This is a genomic window from Paenibacillus vortex V453 (assembly GCF_000193415.1).
Taxonomy (GTDB): domain Bacteria; phylum Bacillota; class Bacilli; order Paenibacillales; family Paenibacillaceae; genus Paenibacillus_AQ; species Paenibacillus_AQ glucanolyticus.
The window spans coordinates 87800-111424 of the sequence record NZ_ADHJ01000023.1; the positions used below are offsets into that span (position 1 = coordinate 87800).

A 23625-nucleotide genomic window follows, 5' to 3' on the forward strand; every position below is an offset into this window, starting at 1 on the left:
AAAATATAATCGGTTGAGGTGAAACTGTGATGGAACTTAGACAATTGAGATCTGATGAATTTGAAATCAGTACGAAATTATCCGAATATGCCTTTCAATATACGCTGACGCCTGAGCAAAGAGAGTCCTCTCTTAAGCATTTTAAGCCTGAACGATTCTGGGGGATCTTTGATGGGGAAGAACTGCAAGCGAAGCTGACCATCATTCCGCTGCAGGTTTATATGCAAGGGAAGATTCTTGATATGGGCGGTATTGCCGGCGTGGCTACATGGCCGGAGAACCGCAGACAGGGACATGTATCTACATTGCTCAAGCATGCATTGCAGGAGATGAAGAACAACGGCCAGACTCTGTCCTTCCTGCATCCGTTCTCAATCCCGTTTTATCGTAAATTCGGATGGGAACTTTTCGCAGAGTATAAGAAGTATGTCATCCCGGCAGCTAAATTCCCGCGCAAAGCGGAGATGCCTGGCCGGATTGTCAGAGGCGTAGACGATATCCCTACGCTGGATGGCATATATCAAGCCTATGTTAGCCGATATCACGGTACCCTTGTGCGCGATGAAGGTTGGTGGAAAAGATTTGTCCTGCAGGGTGATGGACATAGCGTTGTGTATTACTCTGCCGAAGGCAAGCCGACGGGATATGCGTTATATGAGTTAAAAGACAAAGAACTTGTGTGTGACGAGTTTGTTTACCTGAATGAAGAAGCGCGAACCGCGTTATGGACTTTTTTTGCCAACCATGATTCCAGGATTGAACAAGTCAACATGGTGATGGTGCCCATGGATGATCAGCTGCCGTTCATGCTGCCAGATCCGCGGATTACGCAGGAGATTATCCCTTACTTCATGGCGCGTATCGTGGATTTGAAATCCTTCGTTGAGCAGTACGCTTTCGAAGCGCAAGCTCATCATGCAGCTGAGTTGACCGTGGAGGTGGAAGATCCTGCAGCACCTTGGAATGCGGGTCTGTGGAAGCTGTCGGTCAATGAAGAGGGGAGAGCGAAGCTGTTGGAGCTTCCTTTAGATTACGAGGGTCCGGTTGATCTGTCCACTGATATTCAGAGTCTGTCTGCACTCTTTATGGGATACAAAAGGCCACAGGCTTTACATGCCATCCATCGGCTAACTGGAAACCCAGCAGCAGCAGCCCAATTGGAATCGATGATTCCTGCAGGGCAAACCTATCTCCTGGACTTCTTTTGAGACAGGGAGACGACTCAATGATTCGCAGACTTTTCTCTGAAGAACTGGAAATTATCCTGGCATCTATAAATAGAGAACAGCATTTTTTGTATTATTCTTACCTTACGTTCCGGAAAAAGCATACGGTTCATTACGGGCATTACTCGGAACATGGGGAGCTGCTGGGAGTGGCAGCCTTTCTGAAAGGACTGCCTTTCTATGCCTTTTCGGTTTATCCAGTACAGAAATCCTTCCGGCCTCAGCCAGTGTTTGCCCTAATGAAGCAAGAATTGGGTATACCCGACGGTGCAGTTGGAAGTTTTATTGTGAGTAAGGACAGATGGGCGCATCTTAGCTTAAAGATGGATGTTACGAAACCTCCCAAGGGAATTTGGTTGATGAAACACCAGCATCCCGGAGATTTGCCGTCACAGGACGAGGCTGTGTTTCGTTTAGGGCCGTCATATTTTGAGCAGATCGAGTCGATAATGACAGAGCTGGACACAATGGCTTTTGCAAGAGAGGAATTGCAGAATCCTTTTTACGGCGTAGTGCATGATCAGGAGCTGATCGCGGTTGGCGGGTACCATATCTACAGCGAGGATTATGTCGAACTGGGAAATATAGGAACGGAACCTGCGTGGAGAAGGCAAGGATACGGGAAAAAGGTATCTGCAGCCTTGACCCACGAAGGGAGAGCAGTCACCTCAGACGTGTATCTGAATGTTCTGGAGCACAACCTAAACGCGGTGCGGCTATATCAGTCGCTGGGATATGAAGCCATTTGTGAGCAGTACCTTGTTGAATTCGCTTTGTAGCGGGATGGATACAGAGTCGTGGAGGTGCGAGAAAGTCGCTGGATGCAGCGGCTTTTTTTTCATCTAGAGTTACGGCTTCATTTAGGATGAAATTCATTTTTTTCATAAAATTAAGGCTTGAAAGCGACGCGGCGTCATCTTGTAAACTGTATTTGGTTCAAGGAATATGAGGGATCAAATACTTACAAGAGGGAGCTGGAAAGATTGAACAAGGGAGATATCATCATTTACGCATGTGTCATTATCGGGGCTGGTATTGGATTAGCGCTGGGCAGTGCGTTGCCCGGGGTTCTTGTCGGTTTAGGTATTGGATATCTGGTTAAATGGTCAATGAAAAGTGAAAAGTGAATGATTGACAATTGGAAAGAACTGACTTATAGTACTTTACTATCAGCAACCATCAAAGACATGATTCTTGAAACGACCTGCCCAGAGAGAGAAGTGATTGGTGAAAGCTTCTTCCGTGCTTGCTTCATGAATTACCCCTTTGTAGCTGTGTTTTTGAACCCTTGAGTTATAGGTTTACTTATGGACAGGGCAGTAGAAAACACCGAATCATCCCCGTTACCGGATGTCTTAATGAGGATCCGATGAGCACGCGGCCACACAGCGCTGCAGGTCTGGATCAAATGAGGGTGGAACCACGAGCCGAACGCACTCGTCCCTTTGGGGATCGTGTGTTTTTTTGCGTTCAATCTAAATTTGATGGAGGGATAACCATGTCAATCACAGTAACATTAGCAGACGGAAGTAAAAAGGAGTATCCCGCACAAACGACGATGAAACAAATCGCGGAATCCATTCATTCCGGGCTGAGGAAAAGTGCAGTCGCAGGAAAAGTAAATGGCAGGCTCGTGGATTTGAATTACGAACTTTGTGAGGATGCGGAAGTACGTATTGTGACCCTGGATTCAGAGGACGGACTGAACATTTACCGGCACAGCACAGCTCATCTGATGGCTCAGGCGGTTAAACGTTTGTATGGCAGCAAGCCCGTTTACCTCGGAGTGGGACCGGTTGTCGAAGACGGCTTCTATTACGATATGGATCTGGAGCATTCGATCTCAACCGATGATTTGATTGCCATCGAGCGGGAGATGCAGCAGATTGTCCAGGAAGATTTACCGATTATTCGAAGAGAAATTAGCCGTGAAGAAGCGGAACAACTATTCAGTGACGACCCTTACAAACGGGAGCTCATCCTTGGCTTGCCGGAGGAGGAAATCATTTCGGTTTATGAGCAGGGAGAGTTCATTGATTTGTGCAGAGGGCCGCATCTGCCCTCGACTGGCAGAATCAAGGCATTCAAATTGATGAGTGTTGCCGGAGCTTATTGGCGGGGGAACTCGGATCATAAGATGCTGCAGCGAATATATGGAACGGCGTTCCCCAAGCAGGCGCAGCTCGAAGAGCATCTCTTCTTGCTTGAAGAAGCTAAGAAGAGGGATCATCGCAAGCTAGGCAAAGAGCTGGGACTGTTTATGTTCTCGGATGATGCGCCGGGAATGCCCTTCTTTTTACCCAAAGGAACGATTATCCGTAACGAGCTGGAACAATTTGCAAGAGAGCTTCAATTCCACCGCGGTTATGACGAAGTTCGCACTCCGCTGATGATGAACAAGCGCCTGTGGGAGATGTCCGGTCACTGGGACCACTACAAGGATAATATGTACTTTTCGAAGGTGGATGAGCAGGAGTATGTAATGAAACCCATGAACTGTCCGGGTCATATGCTGGTTTACCAAAACTCGCTGCATTCCTACAGAGAGCTTCCCATTCGATTGTCCGAGTTCGGTCAGGTGCATCGCCATGAATATTCAGGAGCGCTGAGTGGCATGATGCGGGTCCGTACGTTCTGTCAGGATGATGCGCATATATTTGTAAGACCTGATCAAATCCATGATGAAATTGGACAGGTGATCGACTTTATTAGTCAGGTATACCGAGTCTTTGGCTTTGATTATACGATTGAACTGTCCACTAGACCGGAAGACTCCATGGGCTCTGATGAGTTATGGGAGCAGGCGGAATCATCCCTGCAGGAGGTATTGGATCAACAGAAGCTGCCTTATCGGATAAATGAAGGGGATGGCGCTTTTTATGGACCGAAGATAGATTTTCACATCCTCGACTCCCTGAAGCGAAGCTGGCAATGCGGTACCATCCAGTTGGATTTTCAATTCCCTGAGAAGTTCGATCTGTCCTACATCGCAGAGGATAACCAGAAGCATCGGCCGGTTGTCATTCACCGCGCGGTATTCGGCTCCATCGAGCGGTTTATCGGGATTCTTACAGAGCATTACGGCGGGGCATTTCCGCTATGGCTCGCTCCCGTGCATGTGATGCTTATTCCGGTGTCAGACCACTATATCGATTTCTCCCTTAAGGTGAAGAAGCGTCTGGAGCATGCAGGCGTACGGGTGGAGGTTGACATCAGGAACGAAAAGCTGGGGTATAAAATCCGTGAAGCCGGTCTGCTGAAAACGCCCTACACGTTTGTCCTGGGGGAGAAAGAAATGAACTCGGACCTGGTAGCGGTACGCAAGCGCGGCGAGGGTGAGCTTGGGGAGAGCGCTATCGATGACATGATTGCACGCCTCCGGAAAGAGATTGAATCCAGGGAGTAAGAAACCTGACAGATTGCGTTTAGAACGATTCGAGTCATACATACTCGGATCGTTTTTTTTTGTTATGGCCTATAACGATCGGATGTTAAAGCGGCAAAAAGTATAATATATCCAACTCCGGGAACAGTAGAGAAAAAGATTCAGGATGGTCGTACGGTCCGAGGTAAGGCAGAGCTCATCTTGAGTACCAAACGAGGAGTCGTGTATAGGATGCAGAACATAACCCGCAAGGAAGGTTTACAAGAAGCGCTGCCGATTCTCATCTCAGAGTTCATAGAAAACATGAAGATCCGGTTCGGGCAGAGCGGGGATATCATCTACCGGGAGCTGATGCTGGGTACTATACCTGCGGTCATCGTTTACATTGAAGGGATGGGAGACCCCCGTTTTTTAATAGAAGCTCTTCATATGGATTCGCCGTTGTTTAAGGAATTGACGAATCAGTCCCCGGACGATCGCGTGAGGATGCTGAAGGAACTCACGATTACGATGGGGAAGGTGGGGGAAGCCACAACCTATCCTGAGGTTGAGGAGAACGTGTTGTCAGGGAATACGGTGGTTTTTATTGAGGGAACGTCTACCTCACTCTACGTGGGTACTGAAAAGCTGAAGCAGCGCGGGGTTGAAGAAGCCAGCTCGCAATCGGTTGTCAGGGGACCGAGAGAGGGCTTTACGGAATCGCTTCGCGAGAACACGGCTTTGGTTCGGCGGAGAATTCAAAGTCCCAAGCTGCGCATCGAAGAGAGCAAGGTAGGCGAGCATACCCATACTCAGCTGGCTGTCATGTACATGGATGGTTTGGCCGACACCAAGGTACTCGACGAGCTGCGCACACGGCTGAATGGGATCAAGCTGGATAGCGTACTGGAGAGCAACTATATCGAGGAGATGATTCAGGATCATCGATACAGCCCCTTTCCGACGGTGTACAACTCGGAGCGTCCCGATGTCATTGCTTCAGCTATATTGGAAGGTCGAATAGCGATTCTTGTGGAAGGAACCCCATTTGTTCTGGTCGTTCCGGCATTGTTTGTGCAATTTTTTCAATCGAGCGAGGATTATTACCAGCGATGGGATTTTGCCAGCCTGGTTCGCCTGCTCCGATATTTATGTTTCGGTATTGCCCTTCTTACACCCTCGTTGTATATTGCAATCTCCACTTTTCATCAGGAAATGCTGCCGACCAATTTGTTGACTAGCTTGATTGGACAGCGGGAAGGGGTTCCCTTTCCAGCCTTTGTTGAAGCGGTAATTATGGAAATCACATTTGAGATTTTGCGCGAGGCCGGCATTCGGTTACCCAAATCAATCGGCCAGTCTGTCTCGATCGTAGGGACATTGGTTATCGGACAAGCTGCTGTGGAAGCAGGTTTGGTATCGGCCGCCATGGTTATTGTAGTATCCATTACGGCCATAGCCAACTTTGCGCTGCCGGCCTTTAATGTAGGGATTTCTGTCCGGATTTTGCGATTTGGCCTGATGGCGATTGCGGCGTCTTTTGGATTGTATGGCATGATTATCGGCCTGATTGTCCTGGCACTGCACCTGTGCAGCCTGCAGTCGATGGGAGTTCCGTACATGACCTCCTTTGCACCCATACGATGGAGGAGCCAGAAGGATGCACTGCTCCGATTATCCCGTCACAATATGAAGAAGTATATGGGCAAAGCCAAATCATGATCTGCAGTTAAGAAATGGGCATGGGGATTCTACTTTAAACAGATGGGACAGGTTGTGGATGCTGGGAAGAACAATACTATCAGTCCTGCTTATGACAAGCCTGATCATCACATCGGGATGCTGGAGCCGAAAGGAACTGAATGAGCTGGCTGTTGTTATGGCACTTGGAATCGACACGCATAAGGACGGTTACGCTGTATCCGCGCAAGTGCTCAATTCCAGCGAGCTGGCAACGAAGAGCGGGGGATCCATTGGAAGTCTTCCTGTGGTCACTTACAAGTCTGTAGGAAAAACGGTACCTGACGCCCTTCAGCGGATGTTAAGCATGGCGCCCCGCATGCTGTATCTGTCCCATGTCCGCGTATTGGTCTTGGGGGAAGATCTGGCGCGGCAAGGGGTCAGCGATGTGCTTGATTACATATCCCGAAATCATCAACTGCGAACAGACTTCTTCATGCTGATAGCCAAGAATGGAAATGCCTCTGAGATTTTGGAGGTGGTGACGCCATTCGAATATATTCCTGCGAACTCGCTCTATTCCTCCATTCTGATATCGGAAAAAAAATGGGCGGCCACGGGGAAAGTTACATTGCAGCAGTTTGTTACCGAATTAAAGCAAAGCGGTTCAGATCCGATATTGTCCGGAGTTCAATTAAACGGAAGTTCGGCGGAAGGCCAGTCCGTGGAGAATGTAAAAAAAATCAGTCCCTCTACACTCCTACAGCATGCGGGATTAGGTGTATTCAAAGGGGATCGGCTGGTGGGATGGCTTGGGGAGCCACCAAGCAAAACGGTGAATTACGTTTTTAACAGAGTCGAGTCCACCGTTGGATATGTGTCATGTCCGAGCGGCGGGATTGTTGGCTTCACGGTAAACCGGGCAGACACATCGCTTGATGTTATGCTGAGCACTGAGAATATTCCTCGATTTTCCGTCAAAATGGAGATAGAAGCGGATATCAACTCCGTTCAATGTCCAATTGATATCAATCAGCCTTCGGCCATAGAAGCATTGGAGAGGAGCATCGAGGATAAATATAACGAAAACATCGAGAAACATGTTAAGGATGTTCAACAGCGGTATGGAGCCGATATTTTTGCACTTGGTGAAGTCCTGCACCGGAAATATCCCCAGGTATGGAAAACGTACAGAAGTCACTGGGGAGAGAGCTTCCAATCGATGAGCATCGATGTGCACTCCCATGTCGCGATCCGGCGGATCGGGTCCATCATTCAACCCTTAAATCAGGAGGTCGATGAGAAGTGAATTGGCATTTTGTATTGATAACGTTTCTGTTGATTGTTGTGGTCACGGAAACAAGGCATCTGATTCGGCTGCGTTCTCTTCGGGATATGATCGTATTTTATGCCGTATGGGGATTGACGCTGCTTGCGATAATCGGGGACATGCTGGAGCTCACTGAGCTTCGGCCGCTGGATTGGATCAGCATCATGATGCAACCACTGAACAGGCTGATTTCATAACAAGAAGGGTATGGTCGCACGTGATAAAATACAAGGGAATCGCGGCACGGCAGTTTTTTATATTAACCTTCGGCTTGACCATTGGCACCTCGATTCTGGTCACACCCTCTGGTTTAGCGCATACTGCACGGGAGGATGCGTGGATCGCCTCCTTGTGCAGTTTGTTGATAAATATCCTTATGGTTGTGCTGTATATTGCTATCGCAAGGCTATACCCTGGTAAAACGATTTTTCAAATGAATGAGCTGGTTCTGGGCAAAATCCTGGGCAAGGCCATGTCACTGATTTATCTTTTTTATTTTTTGATACTTACGGGAACATTGCTTGGCAATTTAGGTTTTTTTATAACCAGCGAAATGATGCCGGAGACACCAATCGAAGCTATTCAGATTCTGTTCTTGATTGCGGCCATCATGTGCGCCAGAATGGGCATCATCATCCTAGCGCGGGTGGGTGAATTGATGTTTCCGTGGATTGTGTTTCTGTTTATGGTCCTTCTGCTCTCACTTATTCCCCAGATTGATTGGAATCATATCAAGCCTATACTTGAGGATGGATGGATTCCCGTTGCCAATGCCGGATTTCACTCCTCTATGTTTCAGGAGCTGATTGTACTGATGGTGTTCCTCCCTCTGGTCAAGGGTGAGCGGAAGGGGGAGAAGGCATTGCTGTGGGGAGCTGTTGCAGGCGGAATCGTGTTAAGTGTCACGGTCCTGCTCAGCGTGCTCATTCTTGGGATCGAACAAACGGAGAACAGCACGTTCCCGGCCTTTGCATTAGCGAAGACGATTAACGTCGGGAATTTCTTTCAACGCGTGGAAGGTATCTTGATTACGCTTTGGGTGCTTACGTTTTTTATCAAAATCTCGCTGCTGTTCCTCTCCATCCTTCATGGAATAAAAACCGTATTCAGGCTGAAGGAGCAGAACCACTTAATCTATCCGTTATCTGTTCTCTTTATCATTGTGGCCTGGAATACGTATATCAACACCGTTTATGTTGCTAACATCATTCAGCAAGTGTGGGCAAGCTATGCATTTCTTCATTTGCTGGTGATTCCCTTCGGACTCTATTTAATCGGACTGAGCAGAACGAAAATATTAAAATCGAAATAAATATTCCATCTTCCATCGGATGCACTGGATGAGTTAAGCCTGACGAATCAGGCTTTTTTTGTGTATAAAGATAACTTTTTTTGTAGAATTTGCTTGAAAGTGACGCAGCGTCATCTTATATAGTTAAGTTCATAAGATGAATGGAGGAAAGCAGGTGTTGAGGTTGAATTCGATTCCTATTCAGGAGTTATCAAAACAGACGGGAATTACGGTGAGAACACTGCGCTATTATGATCAGATTGGTTTATTGATTCCTGCTTCCAAAACACCGGGCAAGCACCGGATATATAGCGATGCGGAGCTGCGGAAACTGCAGCAAATTCAGTTTCTGAAGAAGCTGGGCTTCAGCTTGCAGGAAATATCAGATATGATCTCGAGCCGGGAGTGGAATTGGTCTACCAGTCTCATGAATCAGTTAGACTTTGTTCATAAGGAACAAAGGAAGCTGAGTCAGATGGAATCGGCTTTACGAGCAGTACTCCACAGCATTGCGGTGGAAGGCGAGACGAGCTGGGCGGTTATTCAGAAATTAATCCAGCTATCAGGACAAGATCCATCGCTAAAACAATCGTTCCGCAATCAAATGTTTGATGAACGTGAGGTGGAAATGCTGAGTCTGCTTCCTAACATGAACAGTGCAGATCCCGACTCGCTGGAATGGATCGCTCTGTTAGGTCAGCTCAAAAGGCTGATGGAGGATTCTCCGGATTCGCCCGATGTGCAAAGAATTGTACGGCGCATGGATGAGAAACGCTTGGAGCATTTTGAAGAAGAGGACTCTTTCGTGGACAAGTTGTGGGAGATTCGTAAATCACCGGATCAGTCCGAGCAGATGGGGTTATACCCAATAGAACAAGAGCTTCTTGCATTTATGGAACGGGCATTTGATATTTATGTAACGCGCAAGGAAGAACAACAAACGGAGAGGGGGGAGACATCATGACACTGGAGCTGCTGCTATCCATTGGGGTATTGTCACTATTGGATATGCTAAGCCCGGCCGCGCTGGGGGTAACGGTGTATTTGCTTCTGACCGAGCGCGATCGACTCATCTCCCGTTTAGGTGTTTACTTGGTTACGGTGGCCGGTTTCTACTTCCTGGTTGGAGCTGCGCTCATGCTCGGCTTGGGTGCTGTCATGAAATCGATATCCGATATCTTTCAGAATCGAACGGTCAGCTGGATGATGGCCATTCTCGGTGGAGTCCTGTTTGTTGCGAGTTTTTATGTTCCTACGAAAAAGAAATCCGAACCGCGCCGCCCGAAATCAAAAAGCTTCGGCGCCATGATCGGGCTAGGTTTCACCACTTCACTCATTGAGGTGGCCACCGCGCTTCCTTATTTTGCAGCGATCGGGCTAATGACTACCGCCCAATTGAACACGGTTCAATGGGTTCCGATCCTGGCTGCTTATAATATGGTGATGGTGCTTCCTCCATTGATCTTGCTCGGATTACACCTTGTATTAGGCCGCGTGATGCAGAGACCGCTGGAGAAGCTGCGTGTGAAGATTGCCGAAAGCTCCGGTTCCCTGTTATCGTGGGTATTGTGTATTGCCGGAGTGATTTTGGTGTTAAACAGTATCGATTATTTGTAAATGCTTATGCTTGAAACGAAAGTAACAGAAAGAAAATAACAGAAGGACCTGTCCATAACAGACAGGTCCTTCGATGTTATGCGAGTATAACTAAATCTCGGTGTGATTCAGGATGCGGGGGGAGCGATTATTTGCCGAGGAAATGTTGGGTGAAGAAATCCAGTTGATATTCGAGGCTTAACGGGTCATTGAAGTAGAATGTTTTGGCATCGACTTCGAATACACGGTTGTTTTTGACTGCCGGAATGTTCTTGTACATATCCGTATTTTGGAAGGAAGTGTCTTCCTCTGCGTTTTTACTGAAGATGACATAGTCAGCGAAGTAATCTTTCAGTACTTCGGACGACAAAGTGAAATAGCCGTCTTTTGCTGTAGCTTCCTTTACTTTCTCCGGCATGGCAAGCTTGAATTCGTTATACAGGATCTCTGTTCCGCGACCATAATTAAATCCATAAACGTAGAGCTGTTTATTGAACGTCTCCACGACGGAAACTGTTGCATCTTCACCGATTTTGGCTTTGATTTCTTCTCCGGCTTTTTGAGCACGGACTTTGAAATCGTCAACCCAGGCTTGTGCTTCTTTTTCCTTGTTCAACAGCTTGCCGATTTCGACCTGCTGTGTCAAATAATCAACTTTTCCATAGGTATAGGTTACGGTAGGAGCTATTTCTTGGAATTTATCGATATTTTTAATGCTGGATAGACCGATAATCAGATCCGGCTCCAGTTCGATGATTTTCTCCAGACTTTCGTCGGATACCACCTCAATATCCTTCAGCTTTTCCTCGAACTGAGGATTTGTTTTGGACATTTCGTCTACGCCTACGAGGGGTACTCCAAGGGCCATCACATTCCCCGTCAAGAATCGGGTAAGCACAACGACACGCTGTGGATTGGTTGGAACCTCTACGGGCCCGTTCTCCGATTGATAAGTAAAGGTATCGGATTTCGAAGAGGAGATTTCTTCGGAGGGCTTACTTTCATTACTTTCTGTATTGGTGCTGTTTGCTTGACCGCCACAAGCGCTTAAAAGCAGAAGGGCTAGCAGGATGGACAGTGTGAAATATTTTTTCAAAATGATTCTCCCCCAAAAAAGCTATGTATTTTTGAACAATCATCATTTCAATCGAGTGTGTTGGATATAAAATCGATAATGATTATCATTCTCAGGTTATTGTAAGGCTACTCGCGATGCCTGTCAATAGCATTTATATGAATTATGACTCGGGAGATCGGCACAGCACAGAAAACCGCCTATGCTGGACATGGCGGTTTTCTGTCAAAATATATATTGTGCGTAGGAGCTCAGTTCAGTACAGAAGAGCGGCTCGCTTGAATATAGATGGACTCACCGGTAAAACCGGAGACAGCACCGGTCTTATCGCTTCGCACCAAGAAGTAGTGCCGTGCCTCCTCGGAAGCATGAAGCAGCTTCTGCTCCAGTAGAATCTTCTCCTCCTCAGCCAGCCCGGATCGCTCGCACCAGTCGTGGAATTGAAAGGGCTTCTGAAAAGTCACGGCCATTTCTGTGCGGAAGCCAGTGAGCTCCAGAAGATGAATCCATTCCGATTTCTTCCATGCACGGACGTGGCTGTAATCTCTTTGTTTTTCTATTTCATTATAGAATTCATCCAAATTCTCTTTTTCCGGAGCGACATTATCGATAAGCAGGATTTTACCACCGGGTTTGAGCACGCGAAGGGACTCGCGCACGAAAGCAGGTACATCCGGAAAATGATGGGCCGCAATCCTGCAGGTTACCAGATCAAAAGAAGCATCCTCGAAAGGCAGCTGTTCCGCATCCCCTTGCACGAAATCAACGTTGGTATGGCCGTTTCCATGAATGAAAGCAGCGGCGGTTGTCAGCATTTCCTCCGTCAAGTCAAAGGCCGTTACGCGGCGGACAAGTGGAGCGAGGGCATTAGCCACATGTCCACCTCCGGTTGCGATGTCCAGCACCTCCATCGTCTGATCCGCCTGGGAACAAGAGACCAGCAGGGACAGGTCTTCACCTTTGGCATGCCCTTGACTTGTTACATATTTTCCAGCGTTCTTGGCAAATTGCTGCTGCACTTGGCTTTTTATTGAATCTTCGATGGTTATTCCTCCTACATTCAAAATGAGTTCAGAGATTAAAAACAAAGATTAAATTTAGTTTCACTAGATGAAACTATATATTGCTTGGTGAGATATAACTTAATTTATCATACATTTTTTCTGCTGTAAACGGCAGCAACCACTAAATAACCACCGGAGCCCAAACGTCGATCCTTCTATGCACGTTGAGATATACCGCCTCAGGGGCAGCTACCTAGGGCGGCACCTTAAGCACGATAAATAAAAAGCTAAAGCCTGGTCATATCGACCAGGCTTTAGCTTCTGAAGTGTTAACCGGTAAATTCCTGAACCCATTCGTTATTGTAAAAAGCAATGCCAATCTTGGTATAGCTTTTGTTCAAGATATTGGCTTTATGGCCCGGGCTGTTCATCCAATCTTTCATGACTTGAGAAGGGCTGGTCTGTCCCTTGGCAATATTTTCGCCAGCGGAGTTATAGGTGATTCCATATTCCTTCATCATGTCCATAGGCGACCCGTGCGTCGGGGAATTGTGGTCAAAGTAATTGTTATCATACATGTCCTCAGCCTTCGCCATAGCCATCTTGGACAGCTCTTCATCCATGGTTAAAGAGCCAAGTCCTGCTTTGGATCGTTCTTTGTTAACCAGGTCCAATACCTGCTGAGCGAATTGGGAGGAGTCTTTCTGATTTCCCTTATTGTTTCCTGCACCACTCCTGTCTGACGTTTGTTCTCCATTGTTATTTGCCGGAGCCGGAGCTTGTCCTGCTGGATTATTGGTTCCTGGCTGGAGCAGATCAAGCAGCTCCGATGGGAGCTCGTCCTGGGTTCCTTTAGCCGACAACCTTGAAGCATTCATCCAAAAAGTCGAAGTGGAAGATGCTTGTGTGGTGGTGGAGAGTGGCTTTGGTTGAGCATTGCGTGTATGGGACGATATTTGGACCGGAGCAGGATTCACTTGCTTCTGTGTTAAGGGTTTGTGGCTAACTTGCTGCTGATTTACCTGGTTATTTGGCGTACAGCCTGCAATCAGGATTAAGACAGCCAGTCCGAGCCCGATATCCTTCAAATGTTTGATCATGAACAGATCTCCTCAGTGTTATTTTAATGAAGTTGCCGCGAATTAGGATTTCCTGCCTGGCACTGAATTATTCGTTTTCAGCCAGAATTTATTACCATATATAAACATATGATCCCTAATGTCCTGATCGCCTTAATCGGGTAAGAAAGGGGGATCGCTGAATGCAACTCTTTTTAAGGGTGATTTGAGAACGCTATCATTTGGTTGTGAAGGAGGAATACTCAGGATGCTCGTCAATCGCTTTATGCATTGCAAATCATCATGGATTAAGGCACTGATGGTTATGGTGGTCTTATCGCTTCTTCAGGTAACGGCGATTCATATCCCCAAAGCACACGCGGCTGTGGCAAGTAAAACCCTTGTCGGCTATTGGCATAACTTCGATAACGGATCCGGTTTCATCAAGCTTAGGGACGTATCTCCCAAATTCGACATCATCAACGTATCTTTTGCTGAACCAACATCCGGTGTAACCAACGGAACTATCGGCTTCATTCCTTACAACTATACGGAGGCAGACTTCAAAGCAGATGTTGCATATCTTCAAAGTCAGGGGAAGAAGGTCATCATTTCCATAGGAGGTGCAAACGGGCAGGTACAGCTTCCCAGCACTTCGGCCAGGGATAATTTCGTGAACTCCGTTATCGCAATCATCGAAAAATACGGATTTGATGGACTGGACGTGGACTTCGAAGGCCATTCGCTTTATTTTAATTCGGGGGATAGCGACTTCAAGAACCCGACCACGCCGGTCATCGTCAACTTGATCTCCGCCCTGCGCACAATTAATAACCATTTTGGAACGGGACCGTTTTATTTAACGATGGCGCCTGAAACGTTTTTTGTACAGCTTGGCTATAGCTTCTACGGAGGCAGCTGCATCAGCTGTGACAACCGCGCAGGAGCTTATCTGCCGGTTATTTATGCCACGCGCGATATCCTTGATTGGCTGCAGGTTCAGAACTATAACTCGGGTCCGATTACGGGGCTGGACGATCAGTATCATAATATGGGAAATGCCGATTTTCACGTTGCCATGGCAGATATGATCTTAACCGGATTCCCTGTTGCCAAAAACCCGAATCAGATGTTTCCACCGCTGCGTCCGGACCAAGTCGTGCTCGGGCTGCCGGCCAACGTCAATGCAGGCGGGGGTTTTACTTCGGTTGCGGAAGTACACAAGGCGCTGGATGCACTGATTAAAGGCGTCCAGCTGCCGAGCTATAAAACCCGGGGAAGCGTAAGCGGCTATCCGAATTTCCGCGGTCTTATGACCTGGTCCGTCAACTGGGATAAATTCAACAATTTTGAATTCTCGAACAGTCATCGCGCTTATCTGGATGCTTTAAGTCCGCCGTTGCCGGACACGCAGCCGCCAACGGCTCCGACCCATGTGACCTCCATGTCCAAATCTGCAACGAGCGTAAGCTTAAGCTGGACGGCATCCACGGATAATGTGGGAGTGACAGGTTATATCGTGTACTACGGTTCCCAATCCGTCAGCGTGACCGGGACCAGTACAGTGATTTCAGGTTTAACACCGGACACATCCTATACCTTCACGGTCAAGGCGGTTGACGCGAGAGGCAACCAATCCGCAGCCAGCACGCCGCTTACCGTGACAACCGATCCCCCAAGTACGGGGGGAGATACAACACCTCCGACGGCCCCGGGCAATGTTCAAGTGACAGCCAAGACGGCAACAAGCGTTTCCTTAAGCTGGAATGCTTCCACTGACAATGTCGGTGTAACAGGCTACATAGTCACCTACGGAACCAGCTCCGTTAATACAGCGGGAACGTCCGCTACGATTAACGGGTTGACGGCTAATACGAGCTACTCATTCACCGTGACGGCTAAGGATGCAGCCGGAAATGTGTCGGCAGGTACCATCATCAGTGTGACAACTGCTCCGCAAAGCGGTGCGCAGCCCTGGGCGGCAAATGTCAGCTACAAAGTCAACGACGAAGTGGCCTACGGAGGGAAAACCTACATCTGTCGTCAGCCGCATACATCGCTGACTGGCTGGGAACCGCCCAATGTACCGGCACTGTGGTTATTGAAATAATGTGTATACACTCTGAATGAACAAAAGAAAGCATCCAGAGGGCAGGAACTGGATGCTTCTTTATCGTGGATTCAGGAAGTTAGCCGAAAGGTTTGGATTAAATTCTATAGAACTGTTCTTGATTGTCCGATATACTGTATAGGCGTTTTAGACAACTAAGGTATTATAATGCGTCAACATGCCTAACAGCTAAATTGAACGTTGATGCAGCGCTAATGCAGTTCATCGTGGGAGGTACAACATATTGACGATTATTGGAATTGATTTGGGTACAACGAACAGTGTGGTAGCAGTTTATTCTCCGGAAGGTGCCAAAATCTTACCGAACGCACTCGGGCAGCATTTGACCCCCTCCGTAATCAGCGTGGACGAAGATGGACAAATTCTCGTCGGGGAAGCGGCACAGCAGCGAATGATAACCCATCCGCAATTGACTGCCTCGGTGTTCAAGCGGTATATGGGAACAAATAAAACGTTTCTCTTGGGCGAACACCAATTTAGTCCGGAGGATTTGTCATCCTTTGTATTGCGGGCCTTGAAGGAGGATGCAGAGGCGTATCTTGGAACGCCCGTTACGGAAGCCGTTATCAGTGTACCCGCTTATTTTAACGATGCACAGCGCAAAGCGACGAAGCGAGCGGGCCAGTTAGCGGGATTGAAAGTCGAGCGTCTCATTAATGAGCCTACAGCTGCAGCTGTTGCTTATGGCCTCCATTTAGAAGAACCGAGCACACGATTTCTTGTCTTTGACCTGGGTGGAGGGACTTTCGACGTATCGATACTGGAGCGATTCGAAGACCTGATGGAAGTTCAGGCGGTAGCAGGCGATAATTTTCTTGGCGGGGAAGATTTCACGGAACTGCTGATGCAAGAATTCATGATCCGGCAAAAGGAAGGCATGCTTGACCTGGAGGATCCCAAGCTGGCAAACCTGATCCGAAAACAGGCGGAAAAGGCCAAGCATTCCTTATCCAGGGGAAAAGCTGCGGATATGGAAATTGTGAGCAATGAGGAGCTTCTGCGATGCACGATTACTGCGGAGCGATTTGAGCTTTTGGCTAAACCTTTATTAGCCCGTCTTCGTCAGCCGATGGAACGAGCGATAAGAGATGCCGCAATACGTCCCTCTGATTTGGATGCGATTATTTTGGTGGGTGGAGCGACTCGCATGCCTATCATTACTGGATTTGCTGCCAGACTGTTTGGCAGACTGCCATCGGCTCATATCGATCCAGACGAGACAGTGGCTCTTGGTGCAGCCATCCAGGCTGGAATGAAGGCAAGAGATGCCGCTTTACATGATATCGTATTAACCGATGTGTGTCCCTATACATTAGGCATAGGCGTTTCAGTAGAGAATGCCTCCGGGTATTTTGAATCGGGTCATTTCAGTCCAATCATAGATCGTAATACGGTTGTGCCCGTCAGCAGAACAGAGAGCTATAGCACGATCCGTGAGAGTCAGAAAGATATGAGCATTGTTGTATATCAAGGGGAAAGCCGGCTAACGCAAAACAATATCAGACTAGGTGAATTTTCCGTCAAACTTCCAGCTTCGCCTAAAGGGGAAGAGGTGGTCGAGGTACGTTTTACATATGATATCAACGGCATTTTAGAAGTGGAAGCCACCGTAGTAAGTACCGGAGAACAATCCCGAATTGTGATTGAGGAGAATCCTGGCCAGTTCTCCAAGGAGCAGATTGAGCAGCGATTTAAAGAGCTTTCGGACATTAAAATCCACCCTAGAGACCGAATGGAGAACAGGCTTCTGCTAGCACGCGGGGAACGGCTTTATGAAGAATCGCTCGGATCATCACGTGAACAGATTGCCTCCGTGCTTCGCCAATTCGAGGATATTCTCCGCCGTCAGAACGACAGGGAGATTCGTAAAGCAGCGGAGCATTGCAAGGTCTGGTTGGACGAACTCGAAAGGATGACGGATTTCTAATGACAGATATATGGAGTTTTCTTGGCATCCAGCCTACTGAGGATGCGGTACTTATTAAACGCGCTTATATGGCCCGGCTTAAATTTCATCATCCCGAAGAGGACCCTGAAGGCTTTCAGAAGCTTCGAACAGCCTATGATGCCGCTTTAAAAGAAGCTAAGGACATACAAAGACAAACTCAAGCACCTTCGGCAGTAAACGCAGACACAGATCATCCAGGAGTGTTTGATGATTGGACGGAGGACTCGGTTCATGAGCGGGATTTACCCGATATACAAGAGCAGAATTCCTCTAACAGCCTGCCGGCTGCTTTAGCTAACGAGTTTTTACTTCAAGCTGTCGATCTGTATGATGACATTCAAACGCGAGTGGACGAGGATCGCTGGATTACCCTGCTGGAGGATGAGAAATTCTCGGGCTTCGAAACCAGACAGCGGCTTCAATTCGAGGTATTGCGGCTGTTTGCGGATAGAGCTTGGGCTCCAGGTCCGGTCTGGAGATTGCTGGATGAGACATTCGCGTGGAGCAGCATGGAAATAGAGATGCAGGAGCTGTTTCCCAAGACATATGTGGATTATGTGATGATGCAGCTTGAAGGCTTCTGGGATCTTCGCTATGACTATGTAACAGACAGCATGACCCCGCTGGATGAACTGGAGCAATTTCTGGCTGCCCGATCAAATGCACAGATTTGCTTAGTCCAAGGGAATGTGGAAGGTGCGGAGCACTGGCTTCGGGAAGCCGCTCAGATCATGCCGGAAGAACCTGATCTCAATCGGATGATTGGGGAGCTTTGCTTGCAGTACAGCAATTGGGAGGAAGCCTTCCAAGCCTTCAAGAGGATGGAAGCTTCCGGGAATGCGGAAGTCCATCACAACAGCGACCTGGCTTACTGTATGCTTCAATTAGGAATGCTGGAAGATGCCTATTCCATGTACCAAAAAGTTCTTGTGCATACCCCGGATGATGCCCAGGCTTTGACCGGGGCAGCTCAATGTCTTGAGCAGCTGGGGCGGATCAAGGAGTCAAGAGAGTTATACCTTCGAATCAAGCAGCTATGTCCCTGGGACCTGCATGCTCACACTCAGATAGACACGCTGAATCAGCGACTTGAGCAGCAAATGAAGATGCGCTTGGAGGTTGAAGATCGACCGGATCAAATGAAAACGTTGGATGAATTGGCCGGTCTGTATATGGAGCAGCAGCAGTATGATCAGGCTGTCGGCGTATGGCTTCAGCTCGTGCAGCTCGGCGAGCTTACAGCTAGGCAGAACTATCAACTCGGCTATTCGCTCCATCAAGAGGAACAATACGAGAAAGCAACCCGATACTACGCTGCTGCCGGCAACGCAGAGAATAAGGACGAAGCGTTTCTGTTGGAATTACGCTACCAAACAGGGATAAACGCGTACCAGCAGTCGGATTATCCCGCTGCTATTCAGCAGTTTGAACTGGTGCTGGCACTGGATCCCGGTCATCTGTTATCGCTTCGCTACTTGGCAGTCATGTCAAAAGAAGCTCAGCGGTTTGAAGAAGCGGTTCTTTATTATAAAAAAGCTCTGGACATCGAAGACCTTTGGTTTCTTCATGCAGATCTGGGCAGCTGCTATTATCATCTGGATCAGTATGAGGAAAGTGTGTTTCATTTCGGAAAGGCCAAGCTGGATGATGACAAGGGACAAGAACACTATTTCGAATACGGATCTGCGCTTCGTCTGAACGGCCAGTACCGGGAAGCCGTTCAAATATTCGATGCGGATATAGAGCGGAATAACCATCCCTATGCATATTACAACAGGGCGTTTGCGAGATTCATGCTGAAAGAATTCGAGCTTTGCCGCGCCGATCTGCGGATATTTATGGAGCTTGTTCCTGGTGATTCGCAATTTGATGCCAACTTAATCAGCGGAATCAGCAGCTTTTACCTGAAGGATTGGAATGCTGCGGTCTCTTTTTTTAATGAAATGCTTAAGTATCTGCCATCGGATATGGACAGGGCCCAATACATCAAGCTTTTTGCAGCCGCTCTGCTGGCAGCTCGCAGATTTAAGGAGGTCATCCAGCCATTGGAAGAAGTGCTGCGTCTGGATGATCAGAACGAATGGGCGATGCTGCATACTGTAAGGGTTCATGCCGAATTGCAGAATTGGGACAAGATTGAAGGTAGTCTGGAAATGTATTTTGAGACTTTTGATCTGCAATCCCGCAATCCCTATATCTGGTTTTACGGCGGAGTCTTTTTGTACTATGTCAATAACTATAAGGAAGCAGCGAAGTTTTTTAAACTGGCTTACCAAGGGGGACTCCGCGGAGACACCTGCAGCTATTACAGTCTGGTTCTTTATCAGCTCGGGGAATCGCATGATGCCCTTTCGATGGCTCGCGAAGCGCTTCAGGATCGTCCGGGGCATGGGGAGTACGAGGAGCGTTTGAAGCAAATGGAGGAGCAAATGAATAAACGCAAAAATCTGTTCGCAAGGTTAGGTCTTCTTCCAACGGCAGCAAATAAACCGGTCGTGCAGAATTTGGATTACCCGGATATTCTGGGAGATCCGCAGCTTCAGAATGAATATCCGGGAGTCGTGATAAAACAATGAGCAGTCATTTAAGTAAAAGCCAGCTTTGGGCGCTAGCGCTGGGAGACGTTCTGCTTCATAACAACAGGGTCCATTTTACATGCCAATATGATCTGGCGCGAAGCGGAGCCGAAGGGGATCGGATTAATCAAGAGGTATTGGTCGACGCATGGGACATAAGGGACGAAAGCTCGGCTTGGCGCGTGTTGAATTGGCTCACGGTAGAGGGTGGGCATCGCGTGAAATTTGATCGTCTCCGTAGTGGTTTGCCACTCATGACGCCACAGCAGCAGAACCGTTATATTTCATCCATACAAGATGAATTCAGTGCAGTCGAATTACTCATCATTCAACGTTATCACAGATACCTGCCAACTGCCGGCATTCTGGCCTGGGATTTGGGACGAGCCGCTTTTATTTGTCATTTATGCATGACGTTTGGTCATATTCAGCAGGAAGAAGCTTGGCATTATCTGATGCAAAACGCACAATTGATTCAGCAATCGTACGCGAGCTGGGAGGAATATGGTATGGCTTATATCATCGGCCGCCAGTTCTGGGCCAAAGAGCTTGAGGATGAGGTAACAGCAGGACATATTCGTCATATCCGCCATTCGCTTAATCAGTCAGACAGTCCTTGGAGGATACTGTCATGGAATATGGAGCTGGAGTTTCAAGCTGCTAAAATAGGCCACTAACCGATTCAGAGGGTCAAGTTATATATGTTTACAAGAGCTTGGCTTATCGCCAAGCTCTTTGCATTGGATAACAAAAAATATAAGAACGAAGGCGAATCTGAACCAGGGCCTCTAGACTCTGTCCATGATTCCCATGAGCTAAACCCGCAAAACACACTTGTTATAGCCTTAAGCTATAACTGGATATAGCTTATTCGAGTTACACTATACCGATCAATACATGATATCTTCTTTGTAACAATTTGTATGGGAGTGTTACATAGATGACAAGAAGCAGCGTTTTGGGGTATCCACGAATTGGTGCGGATCGTGAATGGAAGAAAGCGTTAGAAGCGTTCTGGGCGGGGAAGCTTGAAGAATCGGAGTTCCACCAGCAGCTGCAGGAGATTCGACTGAATCATTTACGCAAGCAGCAGGAGAAGGGAATTGATCTCATTGCGGTCAATGACTTCAGTTATTACGATCATGTACTGGATACGGCAACAATGTTTGGCATTATACCGAAGCGTTTTCCCTATAAGGGCGGCGAGGTGCCTTTGTCCGTTTATTATGGCATTGCACGCGGAACCAAGGATGCTACGGCAAGTGAAATGACCAAGTGGTTTAACACCAATTATCATTATATCGTGCCTGAATTGGATGGAGCGACGCCAGTTCTTACGGAGAACAGACCGCTTGCTGCCTATAAAGAGGCGAAGGAAAAGCTCGGGATTGAAGGCAAGCCGGTAATTGTTGGCCCGTTAACCTTCCTGAAATTGTCGAAGGGATATCAGCCCTCGGAGACGGATGCTTGGCTCAAGAAATTGTTACCCCTTTATGTGCAGATTCTTCAGGAATTGGCACAAGAAGGCGTTCAATGGGTACAGATCGACGAGCCGATTCTTGTCACGAAATTAAGCGATGGCGATCTGCAGCGGTTAAGAACGATCTACGAAACATTTGCAGCCTCGGCTCCTGGCTTGAACATCATGCTGCAAACCTATTTTGAAGCTGTAGAAAACTACCAGGACATCATTCAGCTGCCTGTCAGTGGCATAGGCCTTGACTTTGTGCATGGGCAGACTGGTAATGTCCAAGCCATCAAAGAATCAGGATTTCCTTCGAACAAAGTTCTGGGAGCGGGTGTCATCGATGGACGCGGTATCTGGAAGGCGTCACTGCGCGAGAAACTGACACAATTGGAGGAATTGACCAAATACGTGGTTGCTGAGCGTCTCATCGTTCAATCCTCATGCAGTTTGCTCCATGTACCAGTGACAGTGAACAACGAAACGAAACTTCTTCCCGAACTGAAGGGTGCTCTTGCCTTTGCGGATGAGAAGCTGAATGAACTGGTCCTGTTAACTAAAGCGGTCTCTACAGGCGCAGCCCGGATCGCTGAAGAACTGGAGCAGTCCGAGCTTGCAATTCAGGCGCTTAAGCAATCGGGTGAGCGTAACCGCCATGACGTTCAGCAGGCTGTTGCTGCGGTGAGTGCACAGGAGCCGGCTCGCAGTCTGCCGTTCGCTGAGCGTCACGTCGTCCAGCAGAACAAATGGCAGCTGCCGATTTTTCCGACAACTACCATTGGAAGCTTCCCGCAGTCAGCCGAAGTGCGCAAGGCTCGCCAGCAGTGGCGCAAGGGCGAGTGGAATAATGAACAGTACGAGGGCTTTATTCGGGAGCAGATCGATATTTGGATCAAGCTGCAGGAAGAGATCGGTCTGGACGTGCTTGTGCACGGTGAATTTGAACGCACGGACATGGTTGAATTCTTCGGTGAGAAGCTTGAGGGCTTTGCCTTCACACAGTATGGATGGGTTCAATCCTATGGCTCCCGCTGCGTAAAACCACCTGTTATCTTCGGGGATGTTGCCTTCGAGAAAGCGATGACCGTTGAGGAAACGAAGTATGCACAGTCCAAGACCAACCGTCCTGTTAAAGGGATGCTGACCGGACCGATTACGATCATGAACTGGTCGTTCGTCCGTGAAGATATCACTCGCGAACAGATTGCATATCAACTGGCTTATGCCCTAAGACAAGAGGTCGAGGCGCTGGAGCAAGCAGGCATCGGAATGATTCAGGTGGATGAGCCTGCGGTGCGCGAAGGACTTCCGCTTAAGGAAGAAGATCAGGCGGAGTATCTGGCATGGGCCGTTAAAGCCTTCCGCATGACCACATGCACGGTTCAGCCAACGACGCAAATTCATACGCATATGTGTTATTGCGAGTTCCATGACATGATTGATTCGATTGAATCCATGGATGCCGATGTGATCTCCATCGAGACTTCGCGCAGCCATGGCGAACTGATCCATAGCTTTGAAGTCAACACCTACAAGCTGGGAATTGGACTCGGTGTATACGATATCCACAGTCCACGGGTACCGCGAGTCGAAGAGATGACAAGTATGATTGATCGGGCATTGCGTGTGCTGGATCCGAAGCTGTTCTGGATTAATCCGGACTGCGGTCTCAAGACACGCGGTAAGGAAGAGACAGTGGAATCCTTGCGCAACATGGTTCAAGCGACAGAAATCGCTCGCTCGGCTTATTCATTGAACGTATAGTAGTAGAAATGTAGAAACATTCCTGCGATAGCGCAGGAGATACTCGTATAGTTGCGATAGAAGCAGGCTGCCACGGCAGCCTGCTTTTTTTTGTTGTGTCGGAACGTGCGGACTTTA

At 48.0% G+C, this 23625-nt stretch carries 18 protein-coding genes; 15 read left to right on the plus strand and 3 right to left on the minus strand.

Annotated elements, in window-relative coordinates; all coding sequences use genetic code 11:
* The first annotated feature begins 29 nt into the window (after positions 1-29).
* From PVOR_RS14070 to PVOR_RS14115, 10 genes are all read left to right on the plus strand, one after another.
* Positions 30-1208, plus strand: coding sequence for a GNAT family N-acetyltransferase (locus PVOR_RS14070; protein ID WP_006209950.1), 1179 nt, complete (start codon positions 30-32; stop codon positions 1206-1208).
* 17 nt (positions 1209-1225) lie between these two features.
* Positions 1226-2005 (plus strand): GNAT family N-acetyltransferase, encoded by a 780-nt coding sequence (locus PVOR_RS14075; protein ID WP_006209951.1) that lies wholly within the window; start codon positions 1226-1228, stop codon positions 2003-2005.
* Between the two features lie 204 nt (positions 2006-2209).
* The gene (locus PVOR_RS31025; RefSeq protein ID WP_006209952.1) at positions 2210-2353 is read left to right on the plus strand and encodes a hypothetical protein; all 144 of its coding nucleotides are present in this window, start codon (positions 2210-2212) and stop codon (positions 2351-2353) included.
* 371 nt (positions 2354-2724) lie between these two features.
* Positions 2725-4632 (plus strand): threonine--tRNA ligase, encoded by a 1908-nt coding sequence (thrS, locus tag PVOR_RS14085; RefSeq protein WP_006209953.1) that lies wholly within the window; start codon positions 2725-2727, stop codon positions 4630-4632.
* 210 nt (positions 4633-4842) lie between these two features.
* The gene (locus PVOR_RS14090; protein WP_006209954.1) at positions 4843-6312 is read left to right on the plus strand and encodes a spore germination protein; all 1470 of its coding nucleotides are present in this window, start codon (positions 4843-4845) and stop codon (positions 6310-6312) included.
* 58 nt (positions 6313-6370) lie between these two features.
* Complete coding sequence (locus tag PVOR_RS14095; RefSeq protein WP_006209955.1) at positions 6371-7579, plus strand: Ger(x)C family spore germination protein; 1209 nt, start codon at positions 6371-6373, stop codon at positions 7577-7579.
* Complete coding sequence (locus PVOR_RS14100) at positions 7576-7797, plus strand: hypothetical protein (RefSeq protein WP_006209956.1); 222 nt, start codon at positions 7576-7578, stop codon at positions 7795-7797. The genes PVOR_RS14095 and PVOR_RS14100 overlap by 4 nt, the downstream gene beginning before the upstream one ends.
* 20 nt (positions 7798-7817) lie before the next feature.
* Positions 7818-8912, plus strand: a complete 1095-nt coding sequence (locus tag PVOR_RS14105) for a GerAB/ArcD/ProY family transporter (RefSeq protein ID WP_006209957.1) — start codon at positions 7818-7820, stop codon at positions 8910-8912.
* Positions 8913-9069: 157 nt separating this feature from the next.
* Positions 9070-9855 carry a MerR family transcriptional regulator gene (locus PVOR_RS14110; RefSeq protein WP_006209958.1) on the plus strand — a complete coding sequence of 262 codons (786 nt, stop codon included), beginning with the start codon at positions 9070-9072 and terminating at the stop codon, positions 9853-9855.
* Positions 9852-10508: a GAP family protein gene (locus tag PVOR_RS14115; protein WP_006209959.1), complete on the plus strand. Its 657-nt coding sequence runs from the start codon at positions 9852-9854 to the stop codon at positions 10506-10508. Before PVOR_RS14110 ends, PVOR_RS14115 begins: the two co-directional genes overlap by 4 nt.
* Positions 10509-10635: 127 nt before the next feature.
* On the opposite strand, the gene PVOR_RS14120 is transcribed toward PVOR_RS14115, so the two are convergent.
* From PVOR_RS14120 to PVOR_RS14130, 3 genes are all read right to left on the minus strand, one after another.
* Entirely contained in the window at positions 10636-11583 is a 948-nt protein-coding gene (locus PVOR_RS14120) for an iron-hydroxamate ABC transporter substrate-binding protein (RefSeq protein ID WP_006209960.1), read from the minus strand.
* Positions 11584-11813: 230 nt separating this feature from the next.
* Positions 11814-12605 (minus strand): class I SAM-dependent methyltransferase, encoded by a 792-nt coding sequence (locus PVOR_RS14125; RefSeq protein WP_040680642.1) that lies wholly within the window; start codon positions 12603-12605, stop codon positions 11814-11816.
* Between the two features lie 290 nt (positions 12606-12895).
* Entirely contained in the window at positions 12896-13666 is a 771-nt protein-coding gene (locus PVOR_RS14130; protein WP_006209962.1) for a CAP domain-containing protein, read from the minus strand.
* Positions 13667-13892: 226 nt separating this feature from the next.
* On the opposite strand from PVOR_RS14130, the gene PVOR_RS14135 reads away from it, so the two are divergent.
* The 5 genes from PVOR_RS14135 (at position 13893) to metE (ending at position 23508) form a co-directional block, all read left to right on the plus strand.
* Positions 13893-15734 carry a fibronectin type III domain-containing protein gene (locus PVOR_RS14135; RefSeq protein WP_006209963.1) on the plus strand — a complete coding sequence of 614 codons (1842 nt, stop codon included), beginning with the start codon at positions 13893-13895 and terminating at the stop codon, positions 15732-15734.
* A gap of 244 nt (positions 15735-15978) precedes the next feature.
* Entirely contained in the window at positions 15979-17682 is a 1704-nt protein-coding gene (locus PVOR_RS14140) for a molecular chaperone HscC (RefSeq protein ID WP_006209965.1), read from the plus strand.
* Positions 17682-20279 carry a tetratricopeptide repeat protein gene (locus tag PVOR_RS14145; RefSeq protein WP_006209967.1) on the plus strand — a complete coding sequence of 866 codons (2598 nt, stop codon included), beginning with the start codon at positions 17682-17684 and terminating at the stop codon, positions 20277-20279. Before PVOR_RS14140 ends, PVOR_RS14145 begins: the two co-directional genes overlap by 1 nt.
* On the plus strand, positions 20276-20956 hold the full coding sequence (locus PVOR_RS14150; protein ID WP_006209968.1) for a DUF1266 domain-containing protein: 681 nt from the start codon (positions 20276-20278) through the stop codon (positions 20954-20956). Before PVOR_RS14145 ends, PVOR_RS14150 begins: the two co-directional genes overlap by 4 nt.
* A 263-nt stretch (positions 20957-21219) precedes the next feature.
* Positions 21220-23508 (plus strand): 5-methyltetrahydropteroyltriglutamate--homocysteine S-methyltransferase, encoded by a 2289-nt coding sequence (gene metE, locus PVOR_RS14155; protein ID WP_006209970.1) that lies wholly within the window; start codon positions 21220-21222, stop codon positions 23506-23508.
* Positions 23509-23625 lie beyond the last annotated feature (117 nt).